The organism is Zavarzinia compransoris, from assembly GCF_003173055.1.
Lineage (GTDB): Bacteria > Pseudomonadota > Alphaproteobacteria > Zavarziniales > Zavarziniaceae > Zavarzinia > Zavarzinia compransoris.
Map to the genome: position 1 here is coordinate 289555 of NZ_QGLF01000004.1, position 24359 is coordinate 313913.

23 protein-coding genes are annotated in these 24359 nt (G+C 68.1%); 15 read left to right on the forward strand and 8 right to left on the reverse strand.

Features of this window, described 5'->3' with window-relative positions; genetic code table 11:
• Positions 1-73: 73 nt before the first annotated feature.
• From DKG75_RS15295 to DKG75_RS15320, 6 genes are all read left to right on the forward strand, one after another.
• Positions 74-763: a hypothetical protein gene (locus DKG75_RS15295; protein ID WP_109921997.1), complete on the forward strand. Its 690-nt coding sequence runs from the start codon at positions 74-76 to the stop codon at positions 761-763.
• 245 nt (positions 764-1008) lie between these two features.
• A complete protein-coding gene (locus DKG75_RS15300; RefSeq protein ID WP_166646504.1) occupies positions 1009-1470 on the forward strand; it encodes a phasin family protein in 462 nt (153 codons plus the stop codon).
• Between the two features lie 353 nt (positions 1471-1823).
• Complete coding sequence (clpS, locus tag DKG75_RS15305) at positions 1824-2135, forward strand: ATP-dependent Clp protease adapter ClpS (RefSeq protein ID WP_243746557.1); 312 nt, start codon at positions 1824-1826, stop codon at positions 2133-2135.
• Between the two features lie 103 nt (positions 2136-2238).
• Complete coding sequence (clpA, locus tag DKG75_RS15310; protein WP_109921999.1) at positions 2239-4590, forward strand: ATP-dependent Clp protease ATP-binding subunit ClpA; 2352 nt, start codon at positions 2239-2241, stop codon at positions 4588-4590.
• A 35-nt stretch (positions 4591-4625) separates the two neighbouring features.
• Positions 4626-5084, forward strand: a complete 459-nt coding sequence (locus DKG75_RS15315; RefSeq protein WP_109922000.1) for a host attachment protein — start codon at positions 4626-4628, stop codon at positions 5082-5084.
• Positions 5085-5254: 170 nt separating this feature from the next.
• Positions 5255-5893, forward strand: coding sequence for a class I SAM-dependent methyltransferase (locus DKG75_RS15320; protein ID WP_109922001.1), 639 nt, complete (start codon positions 5255-5257; stop codon positions 5891-5893).
• A gap of 19 nt (positions 5894-5912) precedes the next feature.
• On the opposite strand, the gene DKG75_RS15325 is transcribed toward DKG75_RS15320, so the two are convergent.
• Genes DKG75_RS15325 through DKG75_RS15335 form a run of 3 tightly spaced genes read right to left on the reverse strand, consistent with a single transcriptional unit; the run spans position 5913 to position 8516 of the window.
• Positions 5913-6980, reverse strand: a complete 1068-nt coding sequence (locus tag DKG75_RS15325; RefSeq protein WP_109922002.1) for an AAA family ATPase — start codon at positions 6978-6980, stop codon at positions 5913-5915.
• Positions 6977-8062, reverse strand: coding sequence for an AAA family ATPase (locus DKG75_RS23800; RefSeq protein WP_208112091.1), 1086 nt, complete (start codon positions 8060-8062; stop codon positions 6977-6979). Before DKG75_RS23800 ends, DKG75_RS15325 begins: the two co-directional genes overlap by 4 nt.
• A 4-nt stretch (positions 8063-8066) precedes the next feature.
• A complete protein-coding gene (locus DKG75_RS15335; RefSeq protein ID WP_109922004.1) occupies positions 8067-8516 on the reverse strand; it encodes an HIT family protein in 450 nt (149 codons plus the stop codon).
• Positions 8517-8874: 358 nt separating this feature from the next.
• Here DKG75_RS15335 and ettA point away from each other — a divergent pair, with 358 nt between their 5' ends.
• Entirely contained in the window at positions 8875-10557 is a 1683-nt protein-coding gene (gene ettA / locus DKG75_RS15340; protein ID WP_109922005.1) for an energy-dependent translational throttle protein EttA, read from the forward strand.
• A gap of 269 nt (positions 10558-10826) precedes the next feature.
• Positions 10827-11855: an aromatic ring-hydroxylating dioxygenase subunit alpha gene (locus DKG75_RS15345; RefSeq protein ID WP_109922006.1), complete on the forward strand. Its 1029-nt coding sequence runs from the start codon at positions 10827-10829 to the stop codon at positions 11853-11855.
• Between the two features lie 84 nt (positions 11856-11939).
• Here DKG75_RS15345 and DKG75_RS15350 read toward each other — a convergent pair whose 3' ends face one another.
• Positions 11940-12317 carry an EthD domain-containing protein gene (locus DKG75_RS15350; RefSeq protein WP_166646502.1) on the reverse strand — a complete coding sequence of 126 codons (378 nt, stop codon included), beginning with the start codon at positions 12315-12317 and terminating at the stop codon, positions 11940-11942.
• A gap of 66 nt (positions 12318-12383) precedes the next feature.
• Here DKG75_RS15350 and DKG75_RS15355 point away from each other — a divergent pair, with 66 nt between their 5' ends.
• Both DKG75_RS15355 and DKG75_RS15360 read left to right on the forward strand, forming a co-directional pair.
• Positions 12384-13775 carry a bifunctional enoyl-CoA hydratase/phosphate acetyltransferase gene (locus DKG75_RS15355; RefSeq protein WP_109922323.1) on the forward strand — a complete coding sequence of 464 codons (1392 nt, stop codon included), beginning with the start codon at positions 12384-12386 and terminating at the stop codon, positions 13773-13775.
• Between the two features lie 3 nt (positions 13776-13778).
• Positions 13779-14948, forward strand: a complete 1170-nt coding sequence (locus DKG75_RS15360; protein WP_109922008.1) for an acetate/propionate family kinase — start codon at positions 13779-13781, stop codon at positions 14946-14948.
• 4 nt (positions 14949-14952) lie between these two features.
• Here DKG75_RS15360 and DKG75_RS15365 read toward each other — a convergent pair whose 3' ends face one another.
• Positions 14953-15402 (reverse strand): HIT domain-containing protein, encoded by a 450-nt coding sequence (locus DKG75_RS15365; RefSeq protein WP_342352182.1) that lies wholly within the window; start codon positions 15400-15402, stop codon positions 14953-14955.
• A 66-nt stretch (positions 15403-15468) separates the two neighbouring features.
• Between DKG75_RS15365 and DKG75_RS15370 the strand changes: the two genes are divergently transcribed.
• Together DKG75_RS15370 and DKG75_RS15375 are read left to right on the forward strand one after the other, a co-directional pair.
• Positions 15469-16011, forward strand: coding sequence for a GNAT family N-acetyltransferase (locus tag DKG75_RS15370; protein ID WP_109922009.1), 543 nt, complete (start codon positions 15469-15471; stop codon positions 16009-16011).
• A 3-nt stretch (positions 16012-16014) separates the two neighbouring features.
• The gene (locus DKG75_RS15375; RefSeq protein ID WP_109922010.1) at positions 16015-17124 is read left to right on the forward strand and encodes an alanine racemase; all 1110 of its coding nucleotides are present in this window, start codon (positions 16015-16017) and stop codon (positions 17122-17124) included.
• 3 nt (positions 17125-17127) lie between these two features.
• Here DKG75_RS15375 and mprF read toward each other — a convergent pair whose 3' ends face one another.
• Genes mprF through DKG75_RS15390 form a run of 3 tightly spaced genes read right to left on the reverse strand, consistent with a single transcriptional unit; the run spans position 17128 to position 20973 of the window.
• Complete coding sequence (gene mprF, locus DKG75_RS15380; RefSeq protein ID WP_109922011.1) at positions 17128-19722, reverse strand: bifunctional lysylphosphatidylglycerol flippase/synthetase MprF; 2595 nt, start codon at positions 19720-19722, stop codon at positions 17128-17130.
• Positions 19703-20416, reverse strand: coding sequence for a DUF1003 domain-containing protein (locus DKG75_RS15385; RefSeq protein WP_109922012.1), 714 nt, complete (start codon positions 20414-20416; stop codon positions 19703-19705). The genes mprF and DKG75_RS15385 overlap by 20 nt, the downstream gene beginning before the upstream one ends.
• Positions 20413-20973, reverse strand: coding sequence for an ASCH domain-containing protein (locus DKG75_RS15390; RefSeq protein WP_109922013.1), 561 nt, complete (start codon positions 20971-20973; stop codon positions 20413-20415). The genes DKG75_RS15385 and DKG75_RS15390 overlap by 4 nt, the downstream gene beginning before the upstream one ends.
• Before the next feature lie 124 nt (positions 20974-21097).
• Between DKG75_RS15390 and thrC the strand changes: the two genes are divergently transcribed.
• Genes thrC through DKG75_RS15405 form a run of 3 tightly spaced genes read left to right on the forward strand, consistent with a single transcriptional unit; the run spans position 21098 to position 24349 of the window.
• The gene (gene thrC / locus DKG75_RS15395; protein WP_109922014.1) at positions 21098-22486 is read left to right on the forward strand and encodes a threonine synthase; all 1389 of its coding nucleotides are present in this window, start codon (positions 21098-21100) and stop codon (positions 22484-22486) included.
• A gap of 14 nt (positions 22487-22500) precedes the next feature.
• Positions 22501-23757, forward strand: coding sequence for a M16 family metallopeptidase (locus tag DKG75_RS15400; protein WP_109922015.1), 1257 nt, complete (start codon positions 22501-22503; stop codon positions 23755-23757).
• A 7-nt stretch (positions 23758-23764) separates the two neighbouring features.
• Positions 23765-24349 carry a GNAT family N-acetyltransferase gene (locus DKG75_RS15405; RefSeq protein WP_109922016.1) on the forward strand — a complete coding sequence of 195 codons (585 nt, stop codon included), beginning with the start codon at positions 23765-23767 and terminating at the stop codon, positions 24347-24349.
• Positions 24350-24359 lie beyond the last annotated feature (10 nt).

Sequence of the window (24359 nt, forward strand, 5' to 3'; positions counted from 1 at the left end):
GCGCCCGCTTGGCGCCCCGGTTCGGGTGAGGCATGCTCTGGCCGGCTTTTCTGGAGTTGAGGCGATGGTGACGATGCGGTCCACGAAGCGGCGTCCGGCGGCGGTGCTGGCGGCCTTGGCGGCGGCCCTGGCGGCGACGGCCTGCATGCCGCGCGGACCGGCCGAGTTCAACCTCGGCCGCCTGCCCGGCTGGTACCGCTATCTCGCCGGCGACGACATCCGCCAGGCCTGCGCGGCCGGGGGCCCGGACCGGGTCCGCTTCGTCTACAACGCGGTCTGGACCGAGCAGGTACGTGCCTACGAACTGAAGTTCGCGGACTACGGTGCCCAGGTCGACCAATATGTCTGGGGCCCCGCCGCCTTGCTGGCCGGCACCACCAGCGGGCCGCAGATCCGGGCCGAGAAAGCCAATATCGGCATCGACCGCGCCCGCCTCGCCCGGCTGGAGCGGGCCATGGCCGCCTCCGACGTCCAGGGGCCGTCGCCGCAGGGCAAGTTCCTGCGCTCGGACAATTTCTATTGGGTGGTCGCCAGCTGCCGGCAGGGCCGCTTCCATTTCAACGCCTTCCAGGCCGGCGACGGCCGCTTCGAGGCCCTGACCTTCCCCGAGCAATTGTTCGAGGCCGACCGCACGGATATCGCCGTCAACCGGCCCCGGCGGCTGGACCTGCCGCCGCTCGCCGGCGCCCCGGACCGGGACGACGGCCTGATCTTCACCGTGCAGGTCTCGGGCGAGAGTCTCGATGTCGCCCGGTGGGATTGACGCCGCGGCACGGCCCGGCTTGGTCTTTCGTCTAATTTTTGCTGCAACGCAACAATGTCCCTTGACTTGAGGGGGCATCGGGCGGAACTTATGCCCATGCCGCGTTGCAGCAACGGGCCGGCCGCTTGGGGGCCGGGGCGCTGCGGCGCCTAAACGACAGCGGGGCGATGGTGCTCCGCCACGGCGGGCCGGCGAGAACGAATGGCCGACCTGACCCACGAAGCATTTGCGAACGAGGGATCAACATGGCCGTCAAATCCAAAGCCGCCAAACCGGAGACTACCGAAGTGACCGATACCGCGACCGAAACCATCAAGGCGACCACCGAACAGGTGAAGGGCAAGATCGACCAGGCCCTGAAGGCCTTCGAGGAAGCCGGCTCCGTCTCGAAGGAGACCTATGAGGCTTTCGTCTCTTCCTTCAACATCACCGTGAAGGGCATCGAGGGCGTGACCGCCGAGTCCGCCGCCTATGCCAAGAAGTCGGTGGAAGATTTCGTCGCCGCCTCCAAGGCGGTGGTCGGTGCGAAGAGCCTGCGTGAAGTCGTCGACCTGCAGAACGACTTCACCAAGGCCGCCTTCGACGCCTTCCTCGCCTATACCAACAAGGTCGGCGAACTGACCGTGGCCTTCACGCAGGAAGCGGTCGAGCCCGTCTCCCGCCAGCTCGGCACGGCCTTCAAGAAGTTCGCCCAGCCGGTCGCCTGATCCGGCTGCTGCGAACCGCCGGCTTGCGTACCATGGCCGGCGAGGTTCGTTGCGTTCGTTGCTTGTGATTGCGATGGCCGGCACGATTCGTTCGTGCCGGCTTTCGTCTTTTCGGGGCGCCGTCTTTTCGGGGCGCGTCCCCCGTGCCGCGCATGGCCCGTGCGCGCGGGCGAGGCTTGCCAAAGCCGGCAAAGCGCGCAGAATCGAATGATTAAATTGTCTGCCGGCCACGGCATCGACCCGGGCCCTGCATCGCCACCCCTGGACAAGCTGCCGGCTCAACCCAATCTATCGGATTGATGTCCGCGACCATGACCAGTTCGACCGATCATCTCCTGGCCCGGGACCCCGTGATGACGGGGGACGACGACCACCAGACCGGCCTCCTGACCGCGACGCGCCCGAAGACGGCGCGTCCCCCCATGTATCGCGTCCTGCTGCTGAACGACGATTACACGCCGATGGAATTCGTCGTCCACGTTCTCGAACGCTTCTTCCACAAGAACCGGGAGGAGGCGACCCAGATCATGCTTCATGTGCACCAGAAGGGGATCGGGATCTGCGGTGTCTACACCTACGAGGTGGCGGAGACGAAAGTGACCCAGGTGGTTGATTTCGCCCGTCGACACCAGCATCCGCTTCAATGCACCATGGAGAAGGAATAGGCGCGGGGTCTTCGCCGGCCTTTGCGCCTAGCCGCCCCTCCGTCGAGGGGAACGGTCGGTGTGGTCGCCCGTCCGGCGGCCGACGCAAAGTGGGAGGTGTGCCTTGCCGTCTTTTTCGCGCAGCCTCGAAAAGTCCCTGCATCGGGCCTTGGCGCTCGCCAACGAGCGAAGCCATGAATTCGCCACCCTCGAACATCTCCTGCTTGCCCTCATCGACGACGCCGATGCGGGCAATGTGATGCGCGCCTGCAACGTCGATCTCGAATTGCTGCGCCGCCAGCTGGTCCAATATATCGAGACCGACCTCGAGGGCCTCGTGGTCGAGCAGGACGACGAGGCGAAGCCGACCACCGGCTTCCAGCGCGTCATCCAGCGCGCCGTCGTCCATGTCCAGTCGTCGGGCCGCGACCAGGTGACCGGGGCCAATGTCCTGGTCGCCATCTTCGGCGAACGCGAATCCCACGCCGCCTATTTCCTGCAGGAGCAGGACATGACCCGGCTGGATGCGGTCAGTTACATCAGCCACGGCGTCGCCAAGCGTCCCGGCCATACCGAGCCGCGCGCCGTGCGCGGTGCCGACGAGGAGGGCAACGGCGAGGCCGGCGGCCAGCGCCGCCAGACCGAGGCGAATGCGCCGCGCAAGGGCGAGGCCCTGGCGACCTATGCCGTCAACCTCAACCGCAAGGCGGCCGAGGGCAAGATCGACCCGGTGATCGGCCGCGAAGCCGAGATCGAGCGCACGATCCAGATCCTGTGCCGGCGCCAGAAGAACAATCCCCTGCTGGTCGGCGATCCCGGCGTCGGCAAGACCGCGATCGCCGAGGGGCTGGCGCTGAAGATCGTCCAGGGCGACGTGCCGGAAGTGCTGCTGAACGCGGTCATCCATTCCCTCGACATGGGCACGCTCCTGGCCGGCACGCGCTATCGCGGCGATTTCGAGGAACGGCTGAAGGCGGTGATCGCCGAGATCGAGCAATCGCCCGGCGCCATTCTCTTCATCGACGAGATCCATACGGTGATCGGCGCCGGCGCCACCTCCGGCGGCTCGATGGATGCCTCCAACCTCCTGAAGCCGGCCCTGGCGCAAGGCACGCTGCGCTGCATCGGCTCGACCACCTACAAGGAATTCCGCTCCTATTTCGAGAAGGACCGGGCGCTGCTGCGCCGGTTCCAGAAGATCGACGTCAACGAGCCGAGCGTGCCCGACGCGATCAAGATTCTGAAGGGCCTGAAGCCCTATTTCGAGGAACACCACCAGGTGCGTTACACCAGCGACGCCATCAAGGCGGCGGTGGAACTGGCGGCGAAATATATCAACGACCGCAAGCTGCCCGACAAGGCGATCGACGTGATCGACGAATCGGGCGCGGCCCAGATGCTGCTGCCGCCGACCAAGCGGCGCAAGACCATCGGCGTGAAGGAGATCGAGGCGGTGGTGGCCAAGATCGCCCGCATCCCGCCCAAATCCGTCTCCAAGGACGACAAGGCCCTGCTCGCCAACCTGGAGGCGGAACTGCGCCGCGTCGTCTATGGCCAGGATGCGGCGATCTCGGCACTCTCCGCCTCGATCAAGCTCGCCCGGGCCGGCCTCCGGGAAGGGGAGAAGCCGATCGGCTCCTATCTCTTCTCCGGGCCCACCGGCGTCGGCAAGACCGAGGTGGCGCGGCAATTGGCCAAGATCCTGGGGGTCGAGCTGATCCGCTTCGACATGTCGGAATATATGGAACGGCACACGGTGTCGCGCCTGATCGGTGCCCCCCCGGGTTACGTCGGCTTCGACCAGGGCGGGCTCCTGACCGATGCGATCGACCAGCATCCCCATTGCGTCCTCCTGCTCGACGAGATCGAGAAGGCGCACCAGGACCTCTACAACATCCTGCTGCAGGTGATGGACCACGGCAAACTGACCGATCACAACGGCAAGAAGATCGACTTCCGCAACGTCGTGCTGATCATGACCACCAATGCCGGCGCGGCGGATGCGGCAAGGCCCGCGATCGGCTTCGGCCGGACGACCAACGTCGGCGCCGACGAGGATGCGGTCAAGCGCCTGTTCACGCCGGAGTTCCGTAACCGCCTGGATGCCATCGTGCCCTTCGGCGGCCTGACCCCGGACATCATCTCGAAGGTCGTCGACAAGTTCATCGCCGAACTGGAATTCCAGCTCGCCGATCGCGGCGTCGACATCACCGTGTCCCAGGCGGCGCGCAGCCATCTGGCCGAAGCCGGCTTCGACCCCGCGTTCGGCGCCCGCCCGCTCGCCCGGGTCATCGCCGAAAAGGTGAAGAAGCCGCTGGCCGACGATCTCCTCTTCGGCAAGCTGGCCCGGGGCGGCACCGTCCACGTCGATTTCAAGGCCGGGGAACTGGTCTTCGAGATCGAGGCGGCCAAGCGCCCGCCCGCTTCGGAAGCCGAGGACGGCGAGGACGAACGCACCCCCGAACTGATCCACTGATCTCCTCCCGGATGGACGGCCATTGATCCAGATCAATGGCCGTCCGCCTGTCCGCGGCCACGATTGCGGCGATCGGGAAGGGAGAGCACCGCATCATGCCGCGTCTGCCGTCTTATTGGGTCCTGCTGGCCGATGGCGTCAGGGCCCGCCTGTTCGAGGGGACGCGGCCGTTCAAGGATTTGCACCCCGTCGAAGGGGCGGTCGGGGAGGGCGCGATCGGGGCCGACCGCGAATCGGCCGACGGCGAAGCGGGAGGCGGCGAGCCGCAAGGCGGGGGCTTGGCCAAGGTCCTGGCATCCCGTCTCGATGCCGCCGCGCGCGCGGGGCGCTTCGACCGTCTGGTCATCGTTGCGCCGGCGCCGGTTCTGGGCGACATCCGCACTCTTCTGGGGGCGTCCGCCCGGGCCCGCCTCAATGCCGCGGCCGGTCTCGATCTCACCGGGCTGCCCATGGCGGCCTTGCCGGCGGCGCTGCTCGGCATTCTGGGCTTCTGACCGCAAAACAGGCCCGCCTCGAACCGGCGCGGGAAAGTCGTGCCGGGTGGCGTGACGGCCGTTCTGGCTGCGCCGTGATCGTGCTAGGCTGTGCGCCGCCGCCGCTGGGCGGAAGGGCGTTGCGGATCGTGTCTTGTTGAAGATCGTGTCTTGTTGACGGGGGGCGGTCGATGAGTCCGGACCAGATCGATATTGGCGCGGTTTTCGCCAGAAAATACGAAGCGGACGACGAGGATTGGGGGCGAAGCTCGGGGCCGGGCTCCGATGCCTTCTACAATATTCCCTATCGCGGCTTCCTCGAGGCGTTCATCCGCCTGAACGGCATCGGCTCGATCGTCGATATCGGCTGCGGCGACTGGCAGTTCTCGCGCTATGTGAATTTCCGGGGCGCCCGCTATCTCGGGCTCGACGTCGTCGAAAGCGTCGTCGCCCGCAACAAGCGGCTGTTTTCATCCGCCAATGTCGATTTCGCCGTGGCGCCGCCCGGCCTGGAAGCGCTGCCCGCCGCCGACCTGCTGATCATGAAGGATGTTCTGCAGCATTTGCCCAGCCCGCTGATCATGCGCTATCGCGACGAAGTCTTCCCGCGGTTCCGCTATGCCCTGATCACCAATTCCTACCGGAAGCTGGACACGCCCAGCAATGTCGACATCGAGGTCGGCGGCTTCAGGTGCCTGGACCTGACACAGGCGCCCTTTTCGATCCGGGCGCCCTATGTCCTTCAGTTCGGCGTCCATATCGCCGAGGAACTGAGAACGCTGCTGATCCACAATCCCGCGGCGGCCCCGCAGGCGCCTGCCGCGCCGTGACTCTGTCCGCGCTTTCCGGTCAGGTCACCGCTTCCGCCACCGTGGCCCCGCCTTCGAGGCGGAGGTCGTAACCGGCCGCCCCGCCGCGGACGAGGTGGCGGGCCAGGGCTTCGCTATGGGTGATGACCCAGACCTGGCTGCGGGCGGCGGCATCCAGGATCAATTCGGCCAGGGGGGCGGCAAGGTCCGGGTGCAGGCTCTGGTCCGGTTCGTTCAGGATCAGCAGGGGGCTGGGCCGGGCCGACAGCAGGGCGGTCGCGAGGCACAGGAAGCGCAGCGTGCCGTCCGACAATTCGCGCGCGGCGAAGGGCCGTTCGATGTCGTGCCGCTTCAGCAACAGGGTGAACTCGCCCCGATCGTGCTCGACCTCCAGCCGGGCGCCGGGAAAGGCCCGGTCGACAGCCCGGTCGAGAGCGGCGGACGGGCCGCCCTCGCGCAGGGTGGCCACGGCGGCGGCAAGGTCGTGGCCGTCGGCGGCGAGGACGGTCGTGCGCGTGCCCACCTGCGGATTGCGGATGGGCGAGGCGGCATCGGTCCGGAAGTGGTGATAGAAGCGCCAGCGCGCCATTTCGCCCTGGGCGGCCGCGACCTCCGGGTAGAGGTGGGGTTCGCGCAATTGGGCCAGCGCCGCCTCCTGCGGGTCGAGGGCGAAGGGATAGGCCGTCCGGCCCCTGGCGCCCCGGACCCGCATCCAGGCGCTCGGGCCTTTCCGCTCCATCAGGCTGTTGCCGGCGGCATCGTGCAGATATTCTTCCTTCACCCGGGGGTCGAGGGCGAAGGCCCCTTCCGGCGGGGGCGGCAGGCCGAGGGCGAGGCTGTAGGACCAGGTGGTGCTCTCGACCTCGACGATGATGCGGCTGCGCTCGTCCTTCCGCCATTCCCCGGCCCAGAGGGCGGAGGGCATGCCGCCCTCCTCGACCATGCCGGGGGCCAATGTGCCGCGGGCGGCGGCCCCCAGCAGGGTCAGGGCCCGGTAGAGGTTGGATTTGCCGGCACCATTGCCCCCGGTCACCACGGTCAGGCCCGCGGGCTCGATCGCGACATTGCGGAGCGAGCGGTAGTTGCGGATGCGGAGGTGCCGGATCATGCCGTCGCCTCGGCCAGGGTCGCCCCGCCTTCGAGGCGAAGGTCATAGCCGGCGGCGCCATGCCGCAGCAGGGATCGGGCCAGGGCCTCGCTGTGGGTGATGACCCAGAGCTGGGAATCCTCGGCCGCCCGCGCGATCAGCTCGGCCAGCGGTTCGGCAAGATCCGGGTGCAGGCTCTGGTCCGGTTCGTTCAGGATCAGCAGGGGGCTGGGTCGGGGCGAGAGCAGGGCGGCGGCGAGGCAGAGATAGCGCAGCGTGCCGTCCGACAGTTCGCGCGCGGCGAAGGGCCGCTTGAAGTCGCGCCGGCGCAGGAACAGGGCGAAGTGCCCCAGGTCTTGCTCGACCTCCAGCCGGGCGCCGGGAAAGGCGCGGTCGATCGCCTCGTCCAGGCTGCCGGTGTCGCCGATCTCGCGGATGGTGGTGACGGCGGCGGCAAGGTCGCCGCCGTCGGCCGACAGCACCGGCGTGCGCGTGCCCACCTGGGGCATGCGGATGGGCGAGGCGGCGTCGGTCCGGAAGTGGTGGTAGAAGCGCCAGCGCGCCATCTCGGCCTGCGCCTGGGCGAGATCGGGATAGAGATGGGGCTCGCGCACCTGGGCGAGGGCTGCTTCCTGCGGTTCCAGGCCGGGGGGGAAGGCCGTCCGGCCTTTCGCGCCCTTCGCCCGCATCCAGGCGCCGGGGCCGTCGCGTTCGAGCAGCAGGGTGCCGTCGGCCCCGTGGAGATGCTCCTCCCCGACCACCGGGTCCAGGGCGAAGACCGGGGGCGGGGCGCCGGCCGGCCATTCGTGAGGGGCAAGGCCGAGGGCCAGGGCATAGGACCAGGCACTGCCCTCCACCTCCACCACCATGCGGCGGCGCTCGTCCTGGCGCCATGCCCCGGCCCACAGCGCGGACGGCATGCCGCCTTCCGCCATCAAGGTCGGGGCCAGCTGGCCGCGCGCGGCGGCGGCGGCCAGGGTCAGGGCGCGGTAGAGATTGGACTTGCCGGCGCCGTTCGCCCCCGTGACCACGGTCAAGCCCGCCGGCGCGATCTCGACATCGCGGAGCGAGCGGTAGTTGCGGATGCGGAAGCGCCGGATCACGGGGTCAAAGCTCGGCGAGAATGCCCCGCAGCATCTCCGCCTCGCGCGCCAGCATGGCATGGTCGCCCGGGCGCTTGCCGTGTTCGGCGGAAATCACGCCGTCGCCGGTCCGGCGCGGCAGGATATGCATGTGGAAATGGAACACGGTCTGGCCGGCGGCGACGCCGTTGGCCTGGAACAGGTTCATGCCGTCCGGCCCCTGGCCCTTGGCCATCGCCAGCGCCACCCGCCGCGTCGTCCGCATCACCGGGCCCAGCAGGTCGTCGGGCATGCTGTAGAGGTCGGGGTGGTGGTCCTTGGGGATGACCAGGGCATGGCCGGGGCTCAGGGGGAAAATATCCATGAAGGCGATGGTGTGCTCGTCCTCGTGGATCTTGTGGCAGGGCAGGATGCCGTCGACGATCTTGCAGAAGATACAATTGCCGTCGCGCGGCGGCAGGGGTGTGGCGGCCATGGATTCGGTTCCTCCCTCGGTCGGCCCGGCCAGCCTGGAGCTTGTCCGCTTCATACTGAAGTGGACAAGCTCCAGGCTTATGCGTGGCCGTCTGTCTTTTTCGATTTTGGCTGAATCAGCCAAAATCGGACAAACTCTAGCCAGCACCGCGGGGGCGATCAACCGCCCCGCGGGCGGGCTTTTTTAGTGGACTTGTGGCCTTGCGCGACTATCTATGTGGGGCCTTGGCGAGGGGCTTTCCGAGGCGCGCCACCCCGGCCTTTTCACGGATCCGTCATAACGCGTGGCAGGGCGCCAGGAAGCCCGGCGCGGCACCCCGCCGCCGCCGCCAGACCGTATCAGCAGGAGATTCAGGAGCATGGCTTCCTACCAGTACGTCTATGTGATGAAGGATCTGTCCAAGACCTTTCCGGGGGGGAAGACGGTTCTGAAGAATGTCTGGCTGTCGTTCCTGCCGGGCGCCAAGATCGGCGTGCTTGGCGGCAACGGCGCCGGCAAGTCGACGCTGATGAAGATCATGGCCGGCATCGACAGCGAGTTCCAGGGCGAGGCCTGGCCGGCGGAAGGCGTCAAGGTCGGCTATCTGCCCCAGGAACCGCCGCTGGACCCCAAGCTGGACGTGCTCGGCAATGTCATGCTCGGCGTCGGGGCGACCAAGGCCCTGCTCGATGAATTCGAGGAAGTCTCGGCCAAGTTCGGCGAAGACATGACCGACGACGAGATGAACGACCTCATCGCCCGTCAGGCCGAACTGCAGGAACAGATCGACGCCAAGGATGCCTGGGACCTGCAGCGCCATGTCGAGATCGCCATGGATGCGCTCCGCTGCCCGCCGGGCGATGCGGATGTGACCAAGCTCTCGGGCGGCGAGCGGCGCCGCGTCGCGCTGTGCCGCCTGTTGCTCGAAAAGCCGGACATGCTGCTGCTCGACGAACCGACCAACCACCTGGACGCCGAGTCCATCAACTGGCTGGAAAAATTCCTGGAGAAATACGAGGGCACGGTGGTCGCGGTCACCCACGACCGTTACTTCCTCGACAATGTCGCCGGCTGGATCCTCGAAATGGACCGCGGCCAGTGCCTGCCCTTCGAGGGCAATTACACCGGCTGGATGGACGCCAAGCGCAAGCGCCAGGAAATCGAGAAGAACCAGGAAGAATCGCGCCAGAAGGCGATCGAGCGCGAATTGGAATGGATTCGCGCCTCGCCGCGCGCCCGCCAGGCCAAGTCCAAGGCCCGTATCTCGGCCTTCGACGATCTGGTGGCGCAGCAGGGCGAGCGCGAGATCGGCCGCTCGACCATCGTCATCCCGCCCGGCCCGCGGCTCGGCGGCCTGGTGCTCGAAGCGAAGGCGATCTCCAAGTCCTTCGGCGACCGGCTGCTGATCGACAATCTGTCGTTCAACCTGCCGCCGGGCGGCATCGTCGGCATCATCGGCCCGAACGGCGCCGGCAAGACCACGCTGTTCAAGATGATCACTGGCGTCGAGAAGCCGGATGCGGGCGAAGTCCGCCTGGGCGACACGGTGGTGCTCGGCTATGTCGACCAGTCGCGCGATGCCCTCGACGCCAATAAGACGGTGTGGGAGGAAGTCTCGGGCGGCCACGAGATGCTGACCATCGGCAAGCGCGAAATCCAGAGCCGCGCCTATCTCGGCAGCTTCAACTTCCGCGGCGCCGACCAGCAGAAGAAGGTCGGCATGCTGTCGGGCGGCGAGCGCAACCGGGTGCATCTGGCCAAGATGCTGAAGTCGCAGTCGAACTTCCTGCTCCTCGACGAACCGACCAACGACCTCGACGTCGACACCCTGCGCGCCCTTGAAGAGGCGCTGCTCGACTTCGCGGGCTGCGCCATGGTGATCTCGCACGATCGCTACTTCCTCGACCGGATCGCGACCCACATCATGGCCTTCGAGGGCGAAAGCCACGTCGAATGGTTCGAAGGCAACTACCAGGAATACGAGGCGGACCGCCACCGCCGCCTGGGTACCGACGCGGACCAGCCGCACCGCATCAAGTACAAGCCGCTGACCCGCGGTTGATCGAAAAACGCCCCGGCCGAAACCGGGGCGTTTTTTTATGGCATCATGGCGGCGGCCGGCCCGTACGGATCAAACCCGCATCGACGTATCCGAAGCCATGGCCCATGCGGTCAAGGGGGGCATACCGGGGAGGTATGAAGTCGCTGGCCAAACGGTATTGGACCTGAAATCGCCAGGCCACTAATAAAAAATGACGGTCAGAGCGACCTGAAATGTGCTGCCACGCACTCACCTGAATCACCCGAATAAAATAATAAGGGGAGGTGGATATGTTTGTGCGCAATTGTTGGTATGTGGCCGGCTGGGACTACGACCTCCCGCCAGGCAAAGTTATTGCCCGCAAGATCATCGGAGAACCGCTGGCGCTCTATCGGCGCCAGGATGGCGGTGTCGTCGCGATCGAGGATCGTTGTTGTCATCGCCACGCCCCGCTCCATCTCGGCGAGATCGAGGGGGACTGCATCCGCTGCATGTACCACGGCATGAAGTTTGACCCCAGCGGTCGCTGCGTCGAGGTTCCGGGCCAGGATCGCGTGCCGCCCCGAGCGGCCGTACGGTCCTATCCGACGGTCGAGCGCGACAATTGGATCTGGGTATGGATGGGGGATGCGGCGCGGGCCGATCCGGAATTGATTCCCTTCTCGATCGGGCCCGGCGACCCCGATTGGGACATGCGGCCCAATTCGCTGCTCTTCAATGCGGACTACAGGCTGGTGATCGATAATCTCCTCGATTTCTCCCACCTGACCTATGTTCACCGCAAGACGTTCGGCGGCGACATCTTCGCGTATACCAAGCCGGAAATAACCCGGCTGGAGCGCGGCATGAGGATCGAGCGCTGGGTACGCAATGTTCCGGCACTCAACTTCACGCAGCACATCATGCAGGGCCGCTACGACATGCACCTTGACTATTCGGTGCTGATGCCCTGCGTCTTCGTCATGCGTTTCAAGGTTTTCACGGCGGGGACCGCGGTGGAAGGCCCGTCGGACGGGGAATTGCTGCTGGATACCTGGACCTGCCAGTCGGTGGTCCCGGTCAATGCCGAGCAATGCGTCTATTACTTTTCGTGGGGGGCCCCGAAGGCCGCCGGCCAGGAAACCAGCAACCTGCTGGCCAAGGGCATCTATCAAGCATTCCTTGAAGACAAGGAGATGATCGAGGGGCAATACGCGAACATCAAGGCGAACCCCGATGCACGCATGATCGGTATCGCGCATGACGCCGCGGTCAATCAGATGCGTATCCTGATGGAGCACGCGATCGCGGCGGAAAAAACGGGCATCGCCGCCGAATGAAGCATTGGATGACTGTCGTGCATCCTTCGAAGCACCTCACATTGGGGCGCTTCGTGGTAAGGGATCTGTCGCCGCCCCTGCTTTTTAAACGGCCCCTCCGACCAGATCGACCTCTTCCCCGATGAAGATCGGGGAGTTCGGGTAGTCGATGAAATTGATGTGGTCGAGGAAAAGCTCGGAGGCGGCGCGGCCGCCTTCCGGGGTGCTGAGGTGGTTCAGCATGGCTTCGACCGAGTCCCAATAGAGCGAATCGATGCCGTCATAGGGTTCGGTGGTGCCGCGCGTCGCCGCGAGGGCGCTGGAGATTTCCTCGTGCACGGTGACGTTCTGGACATAGCGGCGGATGCCGAGGGTGGCGGCGCGTTCGATGGCCATGGGGCCGTGGACCTGGCGCCAATAGTGCTGGAAATCCCGGCGCGACATGCCCGGCTGGCGCCGCATGCAGACCATCAGCTTGATCATATTTCGGTTCGCCCCCGGCCTAATCTTCTTCTTGTTGTCATCAAGCGCCGCTCTACTCTGCTCACCATGACGATGATCGAAAACCGCCCGTTTGACGAGATCCTGGTCGGCGAGTCCGCCACGATCGAACGCCGCCTCCATCTCGAGGATGTTGCCACCCTGGCATCCCTGGCCGGCGACCTCAATCCATACTTGGTCGATCCCGCCTTTGCCTCCACCCATCGCTATGGCGAGCCGGTGGCGCCGGCGCCCTGGGCGCTGGCCCTGGTCTCGGCGCTGATCGGCACGGTGCTGCCGGGGCCGGGCGCCATCATCAAGGCGCAGGCGATCGATTTCCTGCGCCCCGTCGGTCTCGACGATGTTCTGACCATCACCCTCCGCGTCGTCGCCAAGCGGCCGGAGCGCGACCTCGAACTCGCCTTCACCGGCCGCAACCAGGAGGGCCGGGACGTGCTGTCCGGCACCGCCCTCGTGCTCGCCCCGGCGGAAAAGATCCGGCGCGAGGCCGTGGGCCTGCCGGAAATCCGCCTGCTGCGGAAAGGCGCCCGCCTTGCCCGGCTGATCGAGGCGGCGAAGGCTTTCCCGGCCCTGAAGGTCGCGGTCGTCCATCCTTGCGATGCCGCGTCCCTGGCCGGGGCGCTGGATGCCCGCGACCTCGGCCTGATCGAGCCGGTGCTGGTCGGGCCCGAGGCGCGCATCCGGGCGGCGGCGGAAAAGCTCGGCCGGGGGCTCGACGGCCTGCGCCTCGTCGCCGCCGAACATTCCCATGCGGCGGCGGAAGCCGGCGTCGACCTGGCCCAGAAGGGCGAGGTCGAGGCCTTGATGAAGGGCAGCCTGCATACGGACGAAGTCCTGGGCGCGGTGGTCGGCCACAATGGCGGCTTGCGCACGGACCGGCGCCTGTCCCATGTCTTCGTCATGGATGTGCCGTCCTACCCGAAGCTGCTGCTGATCACCGATGCCGCGGTCAATATCGCCCCCACCCTGGCGGAAAAGCGCGACATCGCCCAGAACGCCATCGACCTCGCCCGCGCGATCGGGATCGACGTGCCGAAGGTCGCCGTGCTTTCGGCGGTCGAGACGGTCTCGCCCAAGATCCCCTCGACCATCGATGCCGCGGCCCTGTCCAAGATGGCGGACCGGGGCCAGATCACGGGCGGCATCGTCGACGGGCCGCTCGCCTTCGACAATGCGATTTCCGCCGAGGCGGCGAAGACCAAGGGCATCAGTTCCCCCGTCTCGGGCGAGCCGGACATCTTGCTCTGCCCCGATCTCGAATCCGGCAATATGGTGGCCAAGCAATTGGGCTATCTCGCCGACGGCGAGGCCTCGGGCATCGTCCTCGGCGCCCGGGTGCCGATCATGCTGACCAGCCGGGCCGATGGGCCGGCGGCGCGGGCCGCCTCGGCCGCGCTGGCGGTGCTGCGCGTCCGCTGCGCGCCGAAGAAGGACGCCTGAGCCATGGCGGAAGGGATCGTTCTCGTCCTCAATGCCGGCTCGTCCAGCGTGAAGTTCCGCATCGCGGAAGAAAGCGGCACGGCGCTTTACGAAGGCGCCATCAGCGGCATCGGCTCGAAGCCCGCCTTCAAGCTGAAGGACGGCGCGGGCAAGACCATTCCCCTCGACCTCGCGCCGGAGCGGATGGACGAGCATCAGGACGCCCTCGACCTGCTGCTCGGCATCGCCGCCGAGTTCCTGCCCGGGCGGCAGATCCTGGCGGCGGGGCACCGGGTGGTGCACGGCGGCCTCGATTTCGCCGCGCCGGTGATCGCGGATGCGGCGGTGCTGGACCGGCTGGATGCCTTCGTGCCCCTGGCGCCCCTGCACCAGCCCCATAATCTCGCCGCGATCCGGGCCCTGGCCCGGCTGCGGCCGGACCTGCCCCAGGTGGCTTGTTTCGACACCGCCTTTCACATCGGCCAGGATCGCATCGCCCGGCTGTTCGGTCTGCCCCGCGCCCTGATCGACGAAGGCGTGTTCCGCTACGGCTTCCACGGCCTGTCCTATCAGGCGATCGCGGCGCGCATGCCGGCGGTGATGGGGCCGGGGGCGGACGGCAAGGTGATCGTCGCCCACCTGGGCAACGGCTGCTCGATGTGCGCGATGGACGGGCGGCGCTCGGTCGCCACCACCATGGGCTTTACCGCCCTCGACGGGCTGGTGATGGGCACGCGCTCGGGCGCCATCGATCCGGGCGTCGTGCTCTATCTCCTCGAACAGAAGGGCTATACGCCCGCGCGGATCGCCGATCTCCTTTACCGGGAATCGGGGCTGCTGGGCGTGTCCGGCCTGTCCAACGACATGCGCGACCTGCTGGCGAGCGATGCCCCGGCGGCGGCGGAGGCGGTCGCCCTTTTCGTGCACCGCATCCTGCGCGAGATCGGTTCGCTGATGATGGTGCTGGGCGGGCTGGATGCCCTGGTCTTCACCGCCGGCATCGGCGAGAACGCGGCCCCGGTCCGCGCCCGGGTGATCGAGGGGCTGGGCTTCCTCGGCGCCCGGCTCGACGGTGCCGCGAATGCGGCCGGCGGCCCGCGCCTGACCGCCCCGGACAGCCGAATCGCCGCCTTCGTCATCCCGACGGACGAAGAGGCGGTGATCGTCTCGGAAACCCTGCGGCTGCTGTCCTGACGCGCTATTTCGTCGCGGCGGCAAGGCCCAGGCGGGCGCGAAGCTCTGCGGCCCGTGCATCCCTGGCCTGCGCATCGGGCCAGGGCTGGCGCGGCGAATGACCCCACACTGGCCCCGGCCAGGCCGGATCGCCGGGCGTTCTGGCAATGACGTGGATATGTAGCTGGGCGACCACATTGCCAAGGGCCCCGACATTCAATTTTGTTCCCAGGCTTGCAATGGCCGCGCTGGTTTGGCGCAATTCCCCCCATAGGGTTTCCGTTTCCGCCTCGGACAGGTCGGTCAATTCGATCAATCGGTCTCGCCGCGGGACCAGGATGACCCAGGGGTAGCGGCACTCGTCCATCATCAGGACACGCGACAGGGGGAAGTCGCCGAGGGGGATGGTGTCGCCCGCCAGACGGGGGTCGAGTGAAAAATCGTTTGGAGATTGGATCATGGGGGTGATTACCATCGAGGGGCGGGGAACGATTGCCGACCGTAGCGCAGGTGTCGGGGGCTGGTTTAGTGTGGTTGCTGCATGATCGCCATCAGAACTCTCGACGCCGCTGAAGCCTGGGCCGCCATTCCCGCCCTTGCCGACCTTCTGGTCGAGGCGGTGGATGCGGGGGCGTCCGTATCCTTCATGGCTCCGCTGGATTTCGGCGATGCCGTCGCCTTCTGGACCGAGGTGGCGGGCAGCGTCGCCAACGGCCGCCGCGTTCTCGTGGTGGCGGAACAGGCGAACCGCCTGGTCGGGACCGTCATCGTCGATCTCGTGGCCGAACCGAACCAGAGCCACCGGGCGGAAATCGCCATGCTCATCGTTGCCCTGGAAGTGCGGCGCCACGGCGTCGGCAAGCGCCTGATGGTGGCGGCGGAGGCGGCGGCGGTCGCCGCCGGGCGCACGCTGCTGACCCTCGACACCAGGGCCGGCGACAAGCCCGAGAAATTGTACCGCTCCATGGGCTGGACCGAGGTCGGCCGGGTGCCCCGCTATGCCCGGGCTTCCAACGGCAAGCTCGAGGATGTGGTGATCTTCTACAAGGAACTGGACCGTCCGGCGGAAATGGCGGCGGAATAGGCCATGCACCCGAATGCCGCCCTGATCGGCCGGCCCGGCGGCCGCGCCCTGCTGGCGACCCCGGCCCTGATCCTGGACCTGCCGGCCTTCGAGCATAATCTGGCCGCCATGGCCGCGGCGGCGCAGGCGGCGGGCCTGGCGCTCCGCCCCCATGCCAAGACCCACAAGTCGCGGGCGGTGGCCGCGCGGCAGCTGGCGGCCGGCGCGGTCGGCCTTTGCGTCGCCAAGACCGGCGAGGCGGAGGCGCTGGCCGATACCCCGGGCCTGAACAGCCTTCTCGTCACCTCGCCGGTCATCGGCCCCTCGGCGCCGGCCCGGCTGGCGGCCCTGGCCGCCCGGGTGCCGGAATTGCTGGTCGTGGTCGATTCGCCGGCCGGGGCGGCGGCGCTTTCCGCCGCGGCGCAGGGCGCGGGCCGGGTGATCGGCGCCGTGGTCGATATCGATCCCGGCATTCACCGCACCGGCGTTGCCGATGCGGCGGCGGCGCTGGCCCTGGCCCGGCAGGTCGCCGGACTGCCGGGGCTGCGCTTCGCCGGGCTGCAATGCTATGCCGGCCATGCCCAGCACCTGGAAGATTACGCCACCCGCGTGATGATCGCCGAAATGGCGCTGGGTGAAATGGCCCGGGCGGCGGCGGCGCTGCGCGCGGCCGGCCTTGCCCCCGGCCTTCTGACCGGCGGCGGCACGGGCACTTTCGCGATCGAGGGCGGGCTCGGCGTCCTCAACGAGTTGCAGGCCGGCTCCTATGCCTTCATGGATGTCGAATATGGCGCGGTCGCCCTGGAGCCGGCGGGGGGAGGACCGTTCAGGCCGGCGCTCTTCGTCGATGCCCGGGTGATTTCGGCCAATACCGCGGATTTCGTCACCCTGGATGCGGGCTTCAAGGCTTTCGCCACCGACGGGCCGAAACCGAAGCCGCTGTCGGGCGCCGACTTCGCCTTCATGGGCGACGAGCACGGCGCCCTGTTCGAGGCCGTTCCCCTCGGCAGTCTCGTCACCCTTCAGGTGCCGCATTGCGACCCGACGGTCAATCTCTACGACGTCATCCATGTCGTCGAGGGCGACACGCTGGTCGACCTCTGGCCGATCGAGGCGCGCGGCCGCAGTTACTGACGGCTATTTGCGGATGATGTCCAGCCGCCCCCCGGCGACCAGGGCGGCGACATCGACCAGGATCGGGGCCAGCACCGTCGCGCCCCCCCGGCAGGCCAGATATTGCGGCTGCCACACCGGCTGGAATTTCTCCTTGAAGGCGCGCAGGCCCTCGAAGGGGTAATATTTCTCGCCGTGGCGGAAGATGATGGCGCCGACCCGGTTCCAGACCGGCGCCAGCGGATGTTCCGCCAGGCCGGACAGGGGCGCGGCGCCCAGGTTGAACCAGCGGTAGCCCCGCTCGCGCCCATAGAGGATGACGCGCAGGAACAGGGCATCCATCAGGATGCGCGAGACGCCGGCCTCATAGCGCATGAGGTCGACCGAAAGCTCCTCGCCCCCGCCGCTCTGCCACAGGTTGGCGAAGGCGACGACGCGGCCGTCCTTGCGGATCACGGCGCAATCGAAGCGGCAGAGATAGTCGGGCGAGAAATTGCCGAGCGAGAACCCTTTCTCCCGGGCATTGCGCTTTTCGAGCCAGAGGTCGGACACCCGCCTGAATTCGGGGATCAGGGCCGGCACTTCCGCTGCCGGCACGACCGCGAAGTCGAGCCCGTCCTTCACTGCCCGGCGGTCGATGTTGCGCAGCGCCTGGCGCGCCGACCCTTCCAGGGTGAAGCCCGGCAGCGGCACCCGCGCCACCTCGCCGATCTTGTGCAGCGACAGGCCGAGATCGATGTAGAGCGGCAGGCAGTCCGGCGTCACGGCATAGAAGACCACGCGCCCGGCATTCAGATCGGCCAGTTCCCGGAAGCGCCAGACCAGTTCGGCGGCATCATTGGCATCGCCCACCGGATCGCCCATGGCGATCCAGCTGCGCCCGGCGACGCCGTACATGATGAAGGCCTTGCGCGCATCGGTGGTCAGGAAATGCTTGTCGCCGAGCAGGGCGAGGGCGGCATTGGCCCGGGGCGAGCCCGCGGCCAGCGCCGCGATCTCGTCCGCCACCGCCTTGTCCGCGGCGGGCGGCAGGCGGCGGTGGCGGTTGATCAGCGCGTCCCCGGCGATGAAGAGGACGACGAGGGCGACGAAGAACATGGCGCGCAGGAAGCGGGAGGCATTGCCTTCCCACGCGAACTGCCACCAGAGATCGCTGTTGTAGTCGACATGCCGGTAGATGAAGAAGCCGAGCCAGATGGTAAGCGCGATGAAGGAGACCATCAGCGCGAGCCAGCGGAAGCTGGGCCGGAGGTCGGACAGCCGCCCGGCGCGATAGAAGGCGTCGTGGAACACCAGGAGGAACAGGGTGAAGCCGCCGAGCAGCACCGCCTCTTCCCAGTCGAGGCCCTTGAGCAGCGAGAACACGGCGCCGAGCGCCAGCAGCACCATGGCGGCATTCCAGGCCGGCGCCAGCCGCGCCGCGAGGCCGCGGGCGATCACCAGCAGCAGGACGCCGATCACCGCCGTGACCAGATGCGAGCCCTCGACGAAGGACTGCGGCAGGAAGGACGCCATCAGGTCCAGCCGGAAGGCGGAATGGGGCACGGTGATCGAGATCAGCAGGATCATGCCGGCGAGGAAGACCAGCCCGCCGGCCAGCGGTGGCACGAAGGCCTGGACCAGGCGGCTGGCGGCCTGGCCCGGGCGGACGCGGCGCCGGCGCCGGATGATTTCCGCCGTCGCCAGCGCGCCGGCGGCGACGACCAGGGGCAGCACGTAATAGATCACGCGGAACAGGATCAGTGAGCCCACCACCTCGGGCGTCGCGGCGACGCCGAGGCCGGACAGGATCGCCGCCTCGAAGACGCCGATGCCGCCCGGCGTATGGGCGATGATGCCGAGCGTCAGGGCGGCGGCGAAGACGACGGCGAAGGTGCCGATGCCGGGCTGGACCGCCTCGGGCAGCAGGACGTAGAGCGCGGCCCCCGCCGCCGCCATGTCGATGGCGCCGGCCGCCAATTGGCCGGTCACCGTCCGCCGGTCGGGCATGGACAGGGTCCAGCCGTAGATGCGGACGATTCGGTCCCCGGTCGAGACCCAGGCGACGAAGGCGAGCACGAGGCCGAGCAGGCCGAGGCCGATCAGGTTGGCGACCACGGGGCCGATGCCCAGCGCCCCGGCGACGCTGCCCGGCTCGATCACCATGAAGAAGCCGACGACGAGGGCGGCCCCCAGCCAGAAGGTCGCCCAGGCCATGGTCACCACCCGGGTGATGTCGGCCATGTTGAGGCCTGACGCCGAATAGAGCCGGTAGCGGACCGAGCCCCCGGTCATCACCGGAAAGCCGAGGGCGTTGGAGACCGCATAGCCGGCGGCCCCGGCGAAGGCGGCGGTGCGGAAGGGCACCGGCTCCTCGACCGAGCTTTTCACCGCCAGCACGTCGTAGGCGGCCAGGGCGGCGAAGGAAACGACGGTGAAGCCGATCGACAGCAGGATGTTCAGGGTCGGCGTCGCCAGCATGGCCTGGCGCACGTCGCGGATGCTGATCTCCTGGGCCATGCGGTTCAGCATGAACATGGCGATGCCGAGCACGACGAGGGCGAGCAGGGGCCCGACGAAGCGCAGCCAGCCCGGCGTGGCGCGGCGGGGGCCGCCGGCGCTACTGCTGTTCGCGGGCATTGGCGATGTCTTCCATCAGTTCGAGCTGGACCTGCTGGATCTCGGTCAGGCGTTCCCACTGGCGCATCAGCAGGTGGTCCAGCTTTTCGTGCAGGTGGCGGATCTCGAGCTCGGCCTTCAGGTTGATGCGGTAGTCGTTCTCCGAGCGGGCGCGGTCCTTCTCCTCCTGCCGGCGCTGGCTCATCATGATGATCGGCGCCTGCAGGGCGGCGACCGACGACAGCACGAGATTGAGAAGGATGAAGGGATAAGGGTCGAATTGTTCGGCCGTGACGGCCAGCAGGTTGAACGCCATCCAGACCGCCAGCACGGCGCAGAAGGCGATGATGAAGGCCCAGGAGCCGCCGAAACGCGCCACCCGGTCCGCCACCCGGTCGCCCAGGCTGCGGTCCTCGACGAAATCCGCCTCGACGTCGTGGGAAACCGTGCCGCCCTGGGCCAGCGAATTGACCACCGCGCGGTCGAGGTCGGTCAGTTCGCCCCGCTCCCGGAGCAGCATCTGTTCGATGCTGCGGCGCCGGGCCCGGGCCAGTTCGTCGAGGCAGACGAAGCCGCTGCGCTGCCAATCCGGGTGCTCGGCCTCGAGCGCGGCGGCGAGCCCCGGGCGCACGGCGGCGCAATCGGCCAGCCGGCGCACCGGCAGGTGCCGGCCGCAGATGCCGCATTCGGCCGTCGCGTTCGGGGCTGGGGTCATCCTGGGTCGCTTCGCTGCTCGGGGCCGGGGCTGATCCCCTCGGCGGCGATCAGGCCTTCGCCCCGTGGCGACAGGCGATAGCCGACGCCGTTCCGGCTGACAAGGCCCAAGTCGACCAGTTTCCGCAGCAGGCGGCGCAGATCGTCGGGGCTTGAACCGGCGGCGGCGGCGAGGTCGGCCGTCCCGCTGCCGATCGCGGCCAGCAGGGGCCGGGTCCAGGCCCGGCCCTCGATCCGGTCCAGCCGGTCCAGGCGCTTCACCAGGGCTGCAGGCGCTTCGCCGCCGTCGCCCGGGGCCAGCCGCAGCACGGCACGGTGAACCGGCGCTCCCCCCGGCCCGAGGGCGGCGAGCAGGGCGGCGAGGTCGGCATAGCCCGCCTGTCCGGCATCTTCCGCGGTCAGCGCGGCGAGATCGACGATCTCGACCCGTTCGACCTCCAGGGCGCCGACCGGGCTCTGCATCAGGCCGGGGCGGAGCCCGGGCGTGTGCCAGCGGCGGAAGACGAGGCTCACCTTACCGGCGGCGATGGCGTCGAGGATCTTCTGTTTCAGCAGCATGCCGGGGATATAGGCGGTTCCGGCCCGCCGATCCACCCCGGCGACGGGGCCGGGGCATGCGGCATCGGTTGAAGTGTCCGGCGGGCGGGGCTAGTCTCCGCGCTCCGGATTTGAGGAATTGGCCTTGCGTTACATCTCCACCCGGGGGGCCGCCCCCGTGCTCGACTTCGAAGGCGTTCTGCTGGCCGGGCTCGCCCGCGACGGCGGCCTCTATGTGCCGGAGCATTTCCCCGCGATCGGCGACCGGCTGGCGGGCTGGCGCGGGCTGTCCTACCAGGCGGTGGCCTTCGAGATGCTGGCGCCCTTCGCCGGCGACAGCCTGTCGCCGGCGACCCTGGGCGACCTGATCGACGGCGCCTATGGCAGCTTCGGCCATGACGCGGTCTGCCCCCTGGTGCAGGTCGGGCCCAACGACTTCCTGCTCGAACTGTTCCACGGGCCGACCCTGGCGTTCAAGGATGTCGCCATGCAGCTGCTGGGCCGGCTGTTCAACACGGTGCTGAGCCGCCGGGGCGAACAGGTGACCGTGCTCGGCGCCACCTCGGGCGATACCGGTTCCGCCGCCATCGAGGCGCTGAAGGGCCTGCCTTCGGTCAAGGTGGTGATGCTGCACCCCAAGGGCCGGGTGTCCGAGGTCCAGCGCCGGCAGATGACCACGGTGCTCGACGGGAATATCCACAATGTCGCGATCGAAGGCACGTTCGACGATTGCCAGGCCCTGGTGAAGACCCTGTTCAACCGCCTGGAGTTCCGCGACAAGGCCCGGCTTTCGGCGGTCAATTCGATCAATTGGGCGCGCATCGTCGCCCAGACGGTCTATTACGTCACCGCAGCCCTGTCCCTGGGCGCGCCGGACCGGCCTGTGTCCTTCTCGGTCCCGACCGGCAATTTCGGCGACATCTACGCCGGCTATGTGGCCAAGCGGATGGGCCTGCCGATCGAGCGGCTGGTGGTCGCGACCAACCGGAACGATATTCTCGCCCGGGCGCTCCGGGCCGGGGATTATTCGACCGGGCAGGTGCAGCCGACCATCAGCCCCTCGATGGATATCCAGGTGTCGAGCAATTTCGAGCGCCTGCTGTTCGATCTCTACGGCCGCGACGGCGCCGTCACCGCCGGGGCCCTGGCCGGCTTCCAGGCGACCGGGAAACTGGCGCTGGGCGCCAATGTCCTGGCCAAGGCGCGGGAGATCTTCGATGCGGTGGCGGTGGACGAGGACCTGACCCGCGAGACCATGGCGGCCACGCTGCGGCGGACCGGCCTCGTCGTCGATCCGCACAGCGCGGTCGGGCTTGCCGGCGCCGCGGGGGCCCGGGGCGAGCGGGCGGTGCCCATGGTGACGCTGGCGACCGCGCATCCGGCGAAATTCCCCGCCGCGGTGCGGGCGGCGACCGGAATCGAGCCGAAACTGCCGCCGCGCATGGCCGACCTCTATGAAAGAGAAGAGAGGTATGCTGTTCTGCCCCATGACGCCGACGCCCTCCAGGCCCATATAGCGGCGATCATCGGTTGAGGATCGTGACGGGCATGAAGGTAGAGACCAGCCAACTGGACAATGGCCTTGGCGTATTGACCGTGCCGATGCCGGAACTCGGCTCGGTGGCGCTGGGCGTCTGGGTCGACGTCGGCGCGCGGCACGAGACGAAGGCGCTGAACGGCGTCTCGCACATGCTGGAACATATGGCGTTCAAGGGCACCGAGCGGCGCTCCGCGCGCCGCATCGCCGAGGAGATCGAGGCGGTGGGCGGCCACCTGAACGCCTTCACCAGCCGGGAGCAGACGGCCTATTACGCCCGCGTGCTGAAGGACGACGTGCCGCTGGGCGCTGATATCCTGGCCGATATCCTGACCGGCTCGACCTTCCAGCCGGACGAGCTGGAGCGCGAGCGCCAGGTGATCATCCAGGAGATCGGCCAGGCCCAGGATACGCCGGACGACCTGATCTTCGACATGCTGCAGGAGGCGAGCTATCCCGACCAGCCGATCGGCCGCCCGATCCTCGGCAGCGCCGAGAATGTCGCCCGCCTGACCCGGGACGAGATCGCCGGCTATATGGCCGATCACTACCGCGCCCCCGCCATGGCGGTGGTCGCCGCCGGCGCCGTGAGCCACGAGCAGGTCCGCGCCCTGGCCGAACAGCATTTCGCCGGCCTCGGCCCGAAGACGGCGGGGCAGGCGGATCAGGCCCGCTTCGTCGCCGGCGACTGGCGCGACGACCGCGACCTCGAACAATTGCATCTGGCCATGGCCTTCCCCGGCGTCTCCTACGACGAGCCGGATTATTTCGCGGCCCAGGTCTATGCCACCGTGCTCGGCGGTGGCATGTCGTCCCGCCTGTTCCAGGAAATCCGCGAAGTGCGGGGACTGGCCTATTCGGTCTTCGCCTATTCGGGTTCCAGCGTCGACAGCGGCACCGTCGGCATCTATGCCGGCACGTCGGCGGAGGATGCGGGGCAATTGGTCCCGGTCATCGCCGATGAAATGGGCAAGCTGGTCACCGACGCCACCGAGGAAGAGGTGGCCCGCGCCCGCGCCCAATTGCGCGCCGGCTTCCTGATGGGCCTCGAAAGCCCGTCCTCGGTGATCGAGACCATCGGCCGGCAATGGCTGATCCACGGCCGGGTCATGCCGGTCGAGGAAGTGCTGGAGCGGCTGGCCGAGGTCGATGCCGCCACCGTGCGCCGCTTCGCCGACAAGGTGATGCGGAGCCAGCCGGCGGTGGCCGCCCTCGGCCCCCACGGCGGCATCGAATCGAAGGCGCGCATCGCCGCCCGTTTCGGCTGAGGTGGCAATGTCGCTGATCCGGTCGCTGCGGCTCGATCCCCTGCCGGTGGTCACCACCAGCCGGATCGAGCTGCGGGCGCCGGTCGCCGGCGATTTCGAGCAATGGTCGGCCTTGCGGGCCGAAAGCCGCGATTTCCTCACCCCTTGGGAGCCGCTGTGGCCGGCGGACGATCTCACCCGCAACGCCTTCCGCCACCGGCTGCGCCGCTATGCCCGCGAAGCGCGGGAGGATGCGGGCTATACGCTGTTCCTGTTCAGCCGGGGCGAGGGCCTGCTCCTTGGCGGCATCACCCTGTCCAACGTGCGGCGCGGGGTGACGCAGAGCTGCGCCCTCGGCTACTGGATGGGCAAGCGCTATGCCGGGCGCGGCCTGATGACCGAGGCGGTGCGGGGCATCACCGTTCACGTCTTCGAAACCTTGCGCCTGCATCGTATCGAGGCGGCCTGCCTGCCCTCGAACCAGCCGTCCCGCGCCGTGCTGCGCCGGGCCGGCTTTTCCGAGGAAGGCATGGCCCGCCAGTACCTGCGTATCAACGGGCAGTGGCGCGACCACCTGCTCTTCGCCATGCTCGCGACCGATCCCCGCCCCTGACGACGGCCCT